This is a genomic window from Desulfuromonas svalbardensis (assembly GCF_055389415.1).
On record NZ_AP042416.1, the window covers coordinates 754288 to 766867 of the forward strand.

10 protein-coding genes are annotated in these 12580 nt (G+C 46.1%); 3 read left to right on the top strand and 7 right to left on the bottom strand.

Annotated elements, in window-relative coordinates:
* Nucleotides 1–39: 39 nt before the first annotated feature.
* The 7 genes from ACZ5KY_RS03295 to nadA form a co-directional block, all read right to left on the bottom strand.
* Complete coding sequence (locus ACZ5KY_RS03295) at nucleotides 40–1380, bottom strand: sigma-54-dependent transcriptional regulator (protein WP_464242482.1); 1341 nt, start codon at nucleotides 1378–1380, stop codon at nucleotides 40–42.
* Nucleotides 1377–2885: a sensor histidine kinase gene (locus tag ACZ5KY_RS03300; RefSeq protein ID WP_464242483.1), complete on the bottom strand. Its 1509-nt coding sequence runs from the start codon at nucleotides 2883–2885 to the stop codon at nucleotides 1377–1379. Before ACZ5KY_RS03300 ends, ACZ5KY_RS03295 begins: the two co-directional genes overlap by 4 nt.
* Nucleotides 2882–3277 carry a hypothetical protein gene (locus ACZ5KY_RS03305; protein ID WP_464242484.1) on the bottom strand — a complete coding sequence of 132 codons (396 nt, stop codon included), beginning with the start codon at nucleotides 3275–3277 and terminating at the stop codon, nucleotides 2882–2884. The genes ACZ5KY_RS03300 and ACZ5KY_RS03305 overlap by 4 nt, the downstream gene beginning before the upstream one ends.
* The gene (locus ACZ5KY_RS03310) at nucleotides 3253–4203 is read right to left on the bottom strand and encodes a hypothetical protein (RefSeq protein WP_464242485.1); all 951 of its coding nucleotides are present in this window, start codon (nucleotides 4201–4203) and stop codon (nucleotides 3253–3255) included. Before ACZ5KY_RS03310 ends, ACZ5KY_RS03305 begins: the two co-directional genes overlap by 25 nt.
* Nucleotides 4204–4402: 199 nt before the next feature.
* Nucleotides 4403–5314, bottom strand: coding sequence for a SurA N-terminal domain-containing protein (locus tag ACZ5KY_RS03315; RefSeq protein ID WP_464242486.1), 912 nt, complete (start codon nucleotides 5312–5314; stop codon nucleotides 4403–4405).
* A gap of 75 nt (nucleotides 5315–5389) precedes the next feature.
* Nucleotides 5390–8872: a transcription-repair coupling factor gene (mfd, locus tag ACZ5KY_RS03320; protein ID WP_464242487.1), complete on the bottom strand. Its 3483-nt coding sequence runs from the start codon at nucleotides 8870–8872 to the stop codon at nucleotides 5390–5392.
* A gap of 75 nt (nucleotides 8873–8947) precedes the next feature.
* Nucleotides 8948–9862, bottom strand: coding sequence for a quinolinate synthase NadA (gene nadA / locus ACZ5KY_RS03325; RefSeq protein ID WP_464242488.1), 915 nt, complete (start codon nucleotides 9860–9862; stop codon nucleotides 8948–8950).
* Between the two features lie 248 nt (nucleotides 9863–10110).
* Between nadA and pal the strand changes: the two genes are divergently transcribed.
* The 3 genes from pal to hslO all read left to right on the top strand — a co-directional run bounded on the left by pal (nucleotide 10111) and on the right by hslO (nucleotide 12541).
* Entirely contained in the window at nucleotides 10111–10641 is a 531-nt protein-coding gene (gene pal, locus ACZ5KY_RS03330; RefSeq protein WP_464242489.1) for a peptidoglycan-associated lipoprotein Pal, read from the top strand.
* Between the two features lie 78 nt (nucleotides 10642–10719).
* Nucleotides 10720–11634, top strand: coding sequence for a tol-pal system protein YbgF (gene ybgF / locus ACZ5KY_RS03335; RefSeq protein WP_464242490.1), 915 nt, complete (start codon nucleotides 10720–10722; stop codon nucleotides 11632–11634).
* Between the two features lie 7 nt (nucleotides 11635–11641).
* Nucleotides 11642–12541, top strand: coding sequence for an Hsp33 family molecular chaperone HslO (gene hslO, locus ACZ5KY_RS03340; RefSeq protein WP_464242491.1), 900 nt, complete (start codon nucleotides 11642–11644; stop codon nucleotides 12539–12541).
* The last annotated feature ends 39 nt before the right edge of the window (nucleotides 12542–12580 follow it).

Sequence of the window (12580 nt, forward strand, 5' to 3'; positions counted from 1 at the left end):
CCATTATTTTATCCTCAGAAGTCCTTTTTAGAAATCTAATTAGTTCACCATTCGCTTGATACCATACTTGGCCATCTTATAGCGTAACACGCGCTCACTAATACCAAGGGCCTTTGCTGCACGGGTTTGAACCCAACGATGTTGCTCTAATGTTTCCAACATCATCTGCTGCTCCACCGCCTCCAAACGTGCATCGAGAGACTCGCAATCAGGGCCAGTAACGGCAGGTTGTAGTACCGACATGGGGAGATCGCGACGACGGATCAACGTGCCGCGAACAAGCGTTACAAGGCGTTGTACTAGATGCTCTAACTCACGGACATTACCCGGGTAATCGTATTTAACCAACGCATCCAAAGCATCGTGATCAAATTGCATGGTGTGTTTAGAATATTTAGTAAGAAAATGATTAATCAACAACGGTACATCACCACGGCGTCGCCGCAGCGGCGGTAATGGTATTTCAAATACGTTTAAACGATAATAGAGATCTTCGCGAAAGGTTCCTGCGGCGACCATAGCGGGTAGATCAGCGTTGGTTGCTGCAACAACTCGAACATCGATCTGATGCTCTCGATCCCCACCAACTGGGCAGATCCTTTTCTCCTGCAACGCACGCAATAGCTTCGATTGCAGCAACAACGGTAATTCACTAATTTCATCGAGAAACAGGGTGCCCCCTTCAGCGGCATCAAAACGACCCGAACGGCATGCTGTCGCACCCGTAAAAGACCCTTTTTCGTGACCAAACAGTTCAGATTCAAACAAATTTTCTGGAACAGCCGCACAATTGACTTCTACAAAAGGAGCTTTGCTTCGTCGACTTAACTGATGAACCAACTTAGCAACGAGTTCTTTTCCAGTGCCTGTCTCACCATGGATAAGCGCGGTCCAAGGGCTACCAGCCACTTGGCGAACCAATGACAACAGTTCGCGCATCACTTCACTCTCAGCAATAACGGTAAACGGAAGAGATTGCTCAATAAACACTTCGTGTAATGCTTCGACATCACTATCGACAACGATCTGTTGTTCAATTGAATCAATTCTTTCAGCCAACAGACTCAAATCAACAGGCTTTTCAATAAAATCTATCGCTCCAAGTTTCATCACCTTCACCGCCGTTTCAACACTGCCAAAAGCGGTAATTAAAATCACTCGAAGTTGTGGATTCGACTGGTGTAAACGCGCTAAGACTTCGTCACCGTGCAAACCCGGCATACACTGATCCATTAATACTAAATCGAGAGGATAGCGGGCGCAGCACCTCAAAGCATCTTCTCCGTCAACAGCCGTTAACACGTGATACCCTTTTTTTTCAAGAAATCCCTGCAAAATTTCACGTTGAACAGCTTCATCATCAACAACTAAAATTGTCATACGATCTCTTTCAAAGGAAAACTAACCTGAACCCGAAAGCAGTCGGAATCAGGTTGATCCAACACCACCTCACCACCATGGGCAACAGCAATTTTGCGTACCATTGTCAAACCGAGACCAGTACCACGAGTTTTGGTAGTATAATAAGGCTCCAAACAATCAGCGACGTTACTCAACTCTTCATCGATACCATTTTCAACGATCAGTACCATCTCGTCCCCTTGAAGCTGTAAAACTACATGGACAAAACCGCCTATAAGCTGTGCCTCAAGGGCGTTTTTAACTAAGTTTTCCAGTAGTAAACCCAACAATTCGTCATCAATACGCCAATGAATAGACTCCATCGTACAGGCAACTGCTACCTGTTGTTTCTCAGCCTGAGGGCGATACAACGCCATGACGTGACGGATCTTTTGGTCGACATCAACGGTCTGCAAGCGCGGCTGCAGTGGTTGTGCAAAACGCTGTAAACCAACAACAATGCCATTGGTACGCTGCACCGCTTCACCCATTGCTCGTATCAGTGACTGATGATCATCATCTAAATGTTTAACCTCAAGCTGAAGCCGCTGCAATCCCATACTAATGGCATTAAGCGGATTTCGAACTTCGTGACTAATAGTCGCTGCGGCTCGCCCTAATGATGCATCTTCCCGTTGTTGCGCTAATTCCAGTTGCAAGCCGAGCAAATAATGAGTATGTCGGTTCTGGTAGCGTTGCAACACCCACGACAATATGACTGCAGCAAACGCCAATAAGGAACTAAACACCAGAAACTGCTGCCACAACTCCGCTTCTCGCACACTCAAAAGTTCTGATTCAATCTCTAAAACGACCGTTTTGTCACCCATGGGAAGATGACGTTCATGCGTATTGGAAGGCTCTAAACTCAACGTTGATGATGGTTCTAAGCGTAATTGAGCAATACCACTTAACTGACTTAGTGATTGGAGTAATTGCGGAACTTCCATCTGCTTTTTAAGCTGCTCAATAGATTGGGATGGAAGACCGAGGACAATAGTTCGCTGATGATCAGGATCGGGGCAGATCAAAACGTAGAGTTGTTGCTGAGCTAAATGGACGAGCTCTTGATGGTCGTAATCACGACCTTGAGCCATGGTAAACCAATTATCGGGGGCCATAACAATCGGTTGCCCCTGCCGATAAATCAAAATTCCAGCCAAACCATTTTCCTCAATATAAGCAGCCAACTCATTCGTCGAAAAAGGTTCAATTTCATCGAGATAGCTAATAAAACGGGCCGTATTAGCTAGAAATGAAGTCACCACTTTCTCAATCACCCCTAACGACAACTGAGTACTATTTAGGTTGGTGGCAACCACCTCTGAAACAAGATTCGCATGTTCCCCAACATGATCCTCGAAGGCTTGCCGTGACTGATATATTTGCCAATAAAAATAACTTAAGACCAGAAAAAACAGCAAACCAAAAATCAATAAATTAATTTTCAGGGGGCCATTTCGATGCTTGAGTGAATCAATCAATTTCGACCCCGCTGTGAACCACGATTCGAGGAACGGTTTCCTTGCGACTGCTTCATGCGTGAACGAACGCCTGTCCTATCTTGCCCTTTTTTATCGGCTGTATCAAAACAAACTACCGTAGCACTATAGCGTGCACCTTGATTAGTACCCGATTCACGGGGAGTGGCCTCAACCGCAATACGACTATTTAATTGAATATCTCTAGGAAGGTTAGGCAGTGTTAAAAACACCTGCCGGTCAGCTTGGGTTAGAGCATCAACCATTTCAAGGCCAAGGTTAACTCCAGATGGGGTTCGATCTATCTTAATCACACGACCACGGAGAGTTTCTGCGTGAGAAACCCCTGTCATCATGATGATCATAAGACTTAAAAAGACCAGATTAAACCGCATTCGCTCACCAACTCGCTATAGCTATCATGGTTTATGGGAGAGTCATTCCATCGTTTATCACAGCGTAGATAAACAACGTATGACTCAGAATACTGCCACGTTAACTCTGAGTTTAAAATAAATTCGCGCTCAGAAAACGCATCATAATCACGCCACACGTGACTGCCGGCCAACACAAGACTGACATCGTTTAAAAGATAATAAAGCCAACGGTTTTTGACACCGATAGCATCGTAAGCTTCAGAATCAAGACTTGAATCATTATGACTCACAATCACTGCCAGCTCTGAGCTCAAGTCGGCACTAAAGAGATATTTACCATTCATAACAACACGCCACAGGTGATCAGTGCGCTGCTCGATATCTGCACCAGCATCACGACCACTGGATCCTTTATTTTTTTTCCCGCTACCCGATCCATTCAAAAACAATTGCTGGCGATCGACCACCTTAATGCGATAATCACTGAACTGATAATCGGCCTTAACCGAAGCACTCATTTTATCATCAAAAAACCAACGCCACTGACTGCCAACACTGACAATATCGTTATCGTCCTCTGGGATCAAATCATCACGAAAAGCACTGACTTCAATAAAATTATAGCTATGCAGTTTCCCATCCAGTAACCGATTCCAACTCGATGTACCAACCGTTGCTTGCCATTGATTGGTAAAACGAAAATAATCGCGATACCGCCCCGCGACGTACAATCCATAGGAGCAATTATCGTTTTCACTTAGCGTTTGATCCACATCAATACGGTATTGCGAATAGCCTGAGCTTTTATTATCGGAGCTAGCTAAAACATTGTCACTGTAGCCTGCCGAAACATCAACTGAGGCCGTCAATGCGTAAACTGGTTCTAGTAACCCAATTCCAATCACAATCAGTACGAAAACTAAGCGTAATAATAACTGAAGCAAAATTTGTTCCAATCTTAAAAGACGGGTGAATAGTTACCATTACTCGTAAAAAGGCGACAAATCGAACATTCTCTCGACAATTTTGTCGAATTACTCGCCAGAGTTGAAACAACGGAGTTAGTGTAGCATAAAAAAAAGCCCCGCTCTATGAATCACACACAGCGGGGCTTTAATCATCTAATTTTCCTTTGGCGCTTTATTACAAACGAATATCAATGTACGCCTCACCTTTAAGATCGCTGCGCCACTGCTCAAGTTTTTCATCCATCTTCTTCTTACGCAACAACTCACCAATTTCAGCTTCAACGCTGGCGAGATCAGCCACACCACCACTACTGCGCTCTTCAACTTTAAGCAAGTGCAGCATACCACCAAGGGTTACAATCTCTGAGATACCACCGAGCTCGAGAACAGAAATCGCCTCTTCAAACGCAGGAGACAGTTCACCAGGTTTAAAGGCACCCATGTCACCGCCTTCAACCTGTGTATGACCAGAAAGGTCGAGTAACACCTGGTCGACCGTTGCTCCTTCAACCAGTTTACGCCGCGCAAGATCAGCATCTTGGTGAGCTTGCTGACTATCGGCAGTAACAGGAAAAGAGAGTCGGCTTAAACGGGTATGGGCAGATTGGCGATAATCCTCAAGGTGCTCTTGGTAGTAATTTCGTACCTCTTGACGGGTAATATCGACTTTACTTTGCACCTCACGACCCATCAATTTGTAACGTAATATTTGATTTGTTAATTGGTTGCGATAACGGGTCATCGTTAACCCTTGAGCGATCAGCGCCTGCTCAAGTTGTTCACGGCTGATATTGTTTTGAGTTTCAACATCTGTGATCGCCTTTTCGACATCTTCGTCGCTAACAACAATACCGATCTCCTCGGCACGTTGTTGCATCAACAATTCACCGATCATCACATCGAGCATCTGGCGCTGTTGCCCAGCCGCACTGGCTCCAGGAGCTTCGGCGCTGAGGCGCGAGTCCAGCTGCCTAGTGGTAATAATCTCTTCATTGACGACTGCGGCAATTTTACTCAATGTTTCAGCACTAGCAGTTGCTGCCATTAAACCGAGAACAAGACTAACGAAAACAATTTTTTTCAACATATGAATACCATTCCTAATGGGGTTAACTCGACACAGTTAAGGTCCGATTGTTCAGAGCCGCTTACGTTATCACGGTCAATAAAATTGCTGCAATTGCTTTTTAGCATCACGCAACAACTGATAATCATCGCTACGCTCCAAAAGAATACTCAATTTGAAGTCTGGTGACAAACTATACTGCTCTGGGGCAGTTTGAATCAGATGCAAAATCTTTTCAGGAGCCACGGTAGTGGTCGCATGAAAACCAAAAGTTAAGCGGCGACCATCATACTCAGCAAGGTCGATTCGTAAACGCTTCAGATGAACACGAAGTTTCATCAGCTCTAATAGCAATTTTCCCGGTTCAGGTAGTGCGCCGTAGCGATCTTGAAGTTCATCGATAGCGTCATAAATCTGCTCATCCTGTTCCGCAGCAGCCAGTTTTTTATAGAACACTAAGCGTTGATTGGGATCAACCACATAATTATCGGGTAAATACGCTGCCATACGCAAGCGAATTTCAGGATCAATACGCCCCTCTTTCTCTTGCCCTTTAAGCTCCTGAATGGTCTCTTCGAGCAGTTCAGTGTACATCTCAAAACCGATGGCAACAATCTGCCCAGCTTGTTTACCACCGAGGAGATCTCCTGCACCACGTAATTCTAAATCGTGATTAGCCACCCGAAAACCAGCTCCTAGCTCCGTCAAATCCTGCAATACTTGTAGACGTGAGCGAGCGTCCTTGGTCAAAGTACTTTCACCCGGAATGAGGAGATAGGCGTAACCACGATTTTTACTGCGACCGACACGGCCGCGTAATTGATAGAGCTGCGACAGGCCAAAACAATCGGCACGGTTAATAATAATGGTATTAGCTCGCGATATATCGAGACCATTTTCAATAATAGTGCTGGCGACGAGGACGTTGGTTTCACCATCAATAAAACTGAGCATCACCTTCTCAAGCTCTTTTTCACCCATCTGGCCGTGACCGACTGCAATTTTAGCTTCAGGAACCAATGTGCGTAAAAATTCAGCCATGGCCTCGATCGATTTAACCCGATTGTGGACAAAGTAGACTTGGCCGCCCCGTTGTAACTCACGCATGATGGCGCTGCGAATCAAATCATCATCGAAGCGAGTGACGTAGGTTCGAATCGCCAAGCGATCCACCGGCGGGGTGTCGATAATTGACATATCGCGCATGCCGATCATCCCCATATTGAGAGTACGGGGTATTGGTGTGGCACTCAGGGTTAACATAGCCACTTGAGCACGCATTTTTTTCAAACGTTCTTTGTGGGAAACGCCGAATCGCTGCTCTTCATCAATAACAACTAAACCGAGATCTTTAAAATAGATGTCGCGTTGAAGCAAGCGATGAGTGCCAATGACCACATCGACAGAACCATCGGCTAAGCCAGCGATCACTTTTTTCTGCTCGGCTGGGGTGCGAAAACGGGAGACCATCTCGATATTCACAGGGTAATCTTTAAAACGCTCAAGGAAGGTAGCAAAATGTTGTCGGGCGAGAATTGTCGTCGGCACGACCACAGCGACTTGTTTGCTATCGAGTGCCGCCTTAAACGCCGCCCGAATAGCGACTTCTGTTTTTCCGTAACCGACATCACCACAGATCAAACGATCCATTGGTCGGCCCGACTGCATATCTTCTAGAACATCTTGAATCGCGGCCATTTGGTCGGCGGTTTCCTCATAAGGAAATGCCGCCTCAAACTCGCGAAACACTTCATCGGGAGCTGAGAAGGGTTGCGCCTCCTCCATTTGACGGCGGGCATAGATGGTAAGAAGTTCACGAGCCATCTCCTCGACCACAGCGCGGGCCTTGTGACATGTTTTTTCCCACGCCGTTCCGCCCATTTTATCAAGACGAACACTCTGGCCCTCGCCAGCGGCATACTTTTGTACCTTCTCGATTCGTTCAATGGGGAGAAACAGCCTGTCGCCACCTGAGTATTCAAGTTGTAAAAAATCACCATTCAAATGACCACTGCTCATCTGTTGCAAGCCATGATAGCGAGCAATACCGTGGTCAGCATGAACAACGTAATCGTTTTCTTTTAGTTCAGCCAACGATGACAGGGACACCTTGGAGCGCAACTCGGAGCGACGATGACGGCGAACACGCTGGCCAAAGATCTCCTCCTCAGTTAAAACAACCAACTGCTCATCACTGAGTTGAAAACCACGACTAAGATCCCCAATTAACAGGGTTAATCCTGCAGTTTGACTCTCTTTCCAGCGCTGACCAGCGGACAGGGCCGGCACTAAGGAGTGCGGTTCAAGCAGATCGCACAACCGTTGCGCCCGACCAGCCTGACGGCAAACAAGCACCACACGCCACTGATTCTGTAACCAAACTTCCAATTTATCAGCCAGATGCTGAATGCGGCCACCATCGGCCTGTGTTGCATCATCGTGCTGACTAAACTCGGCATTTCCTTGGCTGTGAATGTGATAAACATTTCGCTGTTGTTCGAGCTGATAAACATGCAAATTGGATAGATCGATGCGGCGCATGGCCTGCAGCTGCGTCTCGATCTCCTGCGGCGCCAAATACAAACAATGAGGCTCGACATAGGGCTCATCACCAGCAGCCATACGAGTAATTCCATGTTGAACCTGCTGACTAAACTCGTCCATTGCCTGTTCAACCGCCGGTGCATCGATCACGATAAATTGTTTGGCGTTGAGATAATCAAAAAGAGTGTCGAGTTTAGAATAGTTCAATGGCAGCAAAAAAGAACGGCCGGGAGATAAAATCCCCTCTCGCACCTCTTCTAATACTGATTCACGCTTTGTCCGTGAAAGTTCCAAATCGTTGCAGCGTTGTTTCAAGCTACTAATAAAATGATCCAGATGCTCCCCTGCCAAAACCATCTCGCGTGACGGCAACAACTCTAACCGTTTGATCTCCTGCTCGTTGCTACGCTGGGTTACGGGATCAAAACAACGCATCCGTTCAACATAATCGCCAAAAAAATCGATGCGGATTGGTTGATCTTGCGTTGGCGGGAAGATATCAACAATGTCACCACGAAATGAAAAGGTGCCACGATCCTCAACGAGAGCAACACAGCGATAGCCTAAATCATGTAACCGTTGTTGCAAAATTGGTCGAGGATATTCCTCTTCAAACAGCAATTCCTCACGCAGTGACTGTAATACAGTCCGGGGAATCACCCTTTGCTGCAAGGCAGCAACTGTGGCAACAACAACCTGGGCTTGACCAACAAGTAACGCTTGCAATGTCGCTAACCGTGTTGCTTCAAGTTCACAATGAGGTGTTAACGGTTCATAAGGGGCCATCTCCCAGTGCGGGAAAAGATGAATTTGACTCGGAGAGGGGGAAAAAAATTGAAGTTCTTGTACTGTTTGTCGAGCAAGGTCTAGGTTTGCCACCAAAATAAGTAGCGGCTGTTTCCGTGGCAGCAAACCTGCTAAAAATCGCGCACCACTAGAACCTGTCAAGCCAAGGACTTCAGAGGGGCCGGTAAATGTATTCACTCCATCAACAAAGGAATGCAGAGTTGTATAGGACTGTTGTTCCTCGGCCACGCTGCGCCTCCAAAAGCATAAAAATAAAGGGCGTGTCGAAACACGCCCTTATCGTTCAGCTACTAAGTGATGCCACTAATCTCTTGGTATCGCCAACATCCGTTCTAACGATCGGCGTGCAGCAACACTAATCTCTTCAGGAACGGTAATCTGTGTTTCCATGGTTTGCAGGCAACGCAACAACTCATTGAGAGTGATCCGTTTCATATCCTCGCAAATAAATTCATAGTTCGGGAAGATAAACTCTTTATCTGGGCTGTCTTTTCGCAGCTGACAAAGGATACCTCGTTCCGTAGCAATAATAAATTGAGGGTGAGTGCTGGTGCGAGCGAATTCAAGCATACCGCCGGTGGAAAGAATTTGATCCACCTCTTCGAGAACGTCTGGCGGACATTCAGGGTGCGCCATGCAGATCGCATCGGGATGCTCAGCCTTACATTGCTGAATCTGCTTAAGTAGCAATTGATCATGCACCGGGCAGAAGCCAGGCCACAGGTGACATTCCTTATCGACCTGAGTGGCAATGTAATTACCGAGATTACGGTCTGGCACCAGAATTACCTCTTTTTCGGGAAGCGAGGCAACCACTTTGACTGCATTGGCACTGGTGCAACAAATATCACTTAAAGCCTTGGTCGCAGCGCTGGTATTAACGTAAGCAACAACTGGCGCTCCAGGATATTCATCGCGCATCGTCTGTAGAGCCTCTGGGGTGACCATATCTGCCATCGGACACCCAGCCCCTTCGACTGGCAACAAAACCGTTTTATCGGGTGCAAGGACAGCAGCACTCTCCGCCATAAAATGAACGCCGCAAAAGACAATTACCTTCTTATCTGTTTCGGCTGCAGCGATAGATAGAGCAAGTGAATCACCAGTGATATCAGCAATATCCTGAATTTCATCACGCTGGTAATTATGGGCCAGAATTAACGCATCGCGTTCTTTGGCCAAACGTAAAATATCTTCTACTATCTGCTTTGTATCCATAGGTTGCTCTCCCTATATATTTTATTCGAACTTATTTTTAAGTCTGCGGATCAATAATGAAAAGGAATTCTCTGTATCAAACACTAGGTATGTATAAGTACGTAGGACAACAAAAGCAAGAGGAAAAACCGTATAATTTCTTGTTTTTTAGTTCGTTGTCTGTATACTTGCTATTAGATTAGAGACTATGTAACTAATGGTTAACGTTAAAGACTTAATTTGGATTCAACCTAAGGAGAACTTCAGCAATGAAAACTTTTAAATTATTATCACTTTTGGCTCTTAGTGTTCTACTTACAACTGGTTGTGCCAGCCTAACGGCGGACACTTCTGGTGAGGCCTGTGAGACCATCGTGACCGCGCCAACACCTGTCGTACCAACCTACAAAGATGAGCCTGTTGTTGTACCAGTTGTTGCGCCAATCGCAGCTCCAGTCGTGGCCACTCCTGTTTTACAAAATGTTCATTTCGCTTTTGACCAGCACACCCTATCCGAGCAAGCTCGCACAATTCTCGACGAAAACACCCGCTACCTACAGGTTAACTCAAGCGCAACAGTTACCATTTCAGGTCATTGCGATGAGCGTGGCTCTGATGAGTACAACCTAGCTTTGGGCGAGCGTCGTGCTTTTGCAACACGCGACTATCTCGTTTCAATGGGGATTTCTTCTCAGCGCATCAACACCATCTCTTACGGTGAAGAGAAGCCAGTCGATATGGCAAGAAGTGAAGAAGCATGGGCTAAAAACCGTCGTGCTGAATTTACTCCTCAGTTTTAAACCATCGTGACTCAAAATTGATACTCGGGGCTGTGCATAAAAATGCGCAGCCCTCTTTTTTTTAGGAGAGTATATTCTATGTCCCAAATCAAAAAAATCATGATCATCAGCGGCCTCGCAACCCTCCTAACAGGCTGTCTTTTGCCGCAGCAACAAGTTCAATTTCAATCAGACATCCAATCATTGGATCAACGCTTGCGATCAATAGAGCAACGACCAATTCAGCAAACACCACAATCATTAGACAACAACCAGCTAACAAACATACGTCACCAACAGGCCAACCTTAATGCCGAGATGGACAGTTTGCGTGTTGACGTACAAACCCTTGCTGGTCGTTTTGAAGATCAACAACACAGCATACAACAACTACGCGACGAACTCACTTTGGCCCAAAATGACTTGAGCTTACAGGTTTCCACACTAGAAAATAGAACGACAACCCGTTCAACGCCACCCCCTGCTGCGAATTTGGAGCAACCGGTTGTTCAGATACCAGCCGTGGTACAAACACCAGCCGTGGTACAAACACCAGCCGTGGTACAAACACCAGCCGTGGTACAAACACCAGTTGTTGCGGTTAAACAACCCATTGTCACGACACAAAACGCACCCGCCTCAGCGGATGAACTTTACCAACACGCCCTACAATTAGTGCAACAAAGCAGTGACTTTGGTCAATCTCGCAATCTGTTTAAACAATTTATCCAACAATATCCTGCGCACGATCTAACTATTAATGCCATGTACTGGATTGGCGAAACCTATTACGGCGATAAGCAATACGAAAGTGCTATTCTCCAATTTCAGGATGTCATTCAAAAACACCCCGAACATCAAAAAATACCCGCAGCTTTAATGAAACAAGGGTTGGCATTTTATGCTCTTGGCGATACCAACAACGCCCAAGTGATCTTACAAAAAGTCATTTCAAATTACCCCGAAAGTCCAGAAGCTCAAAAAGCCAAAACCCGCCTACCCACATGGCAATAAGCAACGAATGAAAGAATCTATTTCTATGAAAAACAACCCAATTTCAGACCAATTAATACGAATCATGAGCGATGATGGCTCATTGCGCGCCACGGTAGCCAGCACAACACAACTTGTCGCAGAGATCTGTCAACGGCAACAAACTGACCCCACAGCGACAGTCGCCTTAGGCCGCCTCATCACAGCAGCTGCCCTCATGGGCAGCCTACTGAAGGATGATCAGCGTGTTGCCTTAAGCATTGAAGGCAACGGCCCATTACAGAAACTTCAAGCCGAATCCGATGCGACGGGTACAATACGTGGCACGATTAAAGTGCCTTGCTGCAATCTTCCCCCCGTCGACAACCAGTTTGATGTTGCCAACGCCATCGGCAAAGCTGGGTTTCTTCATGTTGTAAAGGATTTAGGCCTCAAAGAACCTTATCGTGGCATGGTTCAACTTTCGACCAGTGAAGTGGCAGAGGACCTTGCCCATTATTTTACCACCTCCGAACAAACCCCAACTTCTGTTGCGCTCGGGGTTACACTGAATATAGATGCTGAAGTTGCGGCAAGCGGTGGCTTCCTAATTCAGGCACTGCCTGACTGTGACGACTCACTTTTAGACCATCTCGAACTCACACTCACAAATTTTACCGCTATCTCAACCCAGTTACGTGACGGAGCCACTCCGCTAGAGATTCTCGACAAGCTGATGACTGGCATACCCTTTACAGTTCATGCAGAGTATCCGCTTAACTTTAGCTGCCATTGTAGCCAACAGCAAGTTGTCAATATGTTACAAAGTATCCCACTCGACGATTTACTGGAGCTCTCGGAGCGCAGTGAAAATACTGTAATAACTTGCGAATACTGTAATAATAATTACAGTTTTTCACCTCTTGAACTTAAAGAACTATTAGCTTAAGACAACAAGAAAAGTTAAAGCGTGCAGCTTTCATACAGT

Excerpts from the sequence above, each read along its gene's own strand:
- ACZ5KY_RS03295 (WP_464242482.1), bottom strand. The coding sequence starts at position 1,380 with ATGACAATTTTAGTTGTTGATGATGAAGCTGTTCAACGTGAAATTTTG.
- ACZ5KY_RS03305 (WP_464242484.1), bottom strand. The coding sequence starts at position 3,277 with ATGCGGTTTAATCTGGTCTTTTTAAGTCTTATGATCATCATGATGACA.
- ACZ5KY_RS03315 (WP_464242486.1), bottom strand. The coding sequence starts at position 5,314 with ATGTTGAAAAAAATTGTTTTCGTTAGTCTTGTTCTCGGTTTAATGGCA.
- nadA (WP_464242488.1), bottom strand. The coding sequence starts at position 9,862 with ATGGATACAAAGCAGATAGTAGAAGATATTTTACGTTTGGCCAAAGAA.
- pal (WP_464242489.1), top strand. The coding sequence starts at position 10,111 with ATGAAAACTTTTAAATTATTATCACTTTTGGCTCTTAGTGTTCTACTT.
- ybgF (WP_464242490.1), top strand. The coding sequence starts at position 10,720 with ATGTCCCAAATCAAAAAAATCATGATCATCAGCGGCCTCGCAACCCTC.
- hslO (WP_464242491.1), top strand. The coding sequence starts at position 11,642 with ATGAAAGAATCTATTTCTATGAAAAACAACCCAATTTCAGACCAATTA.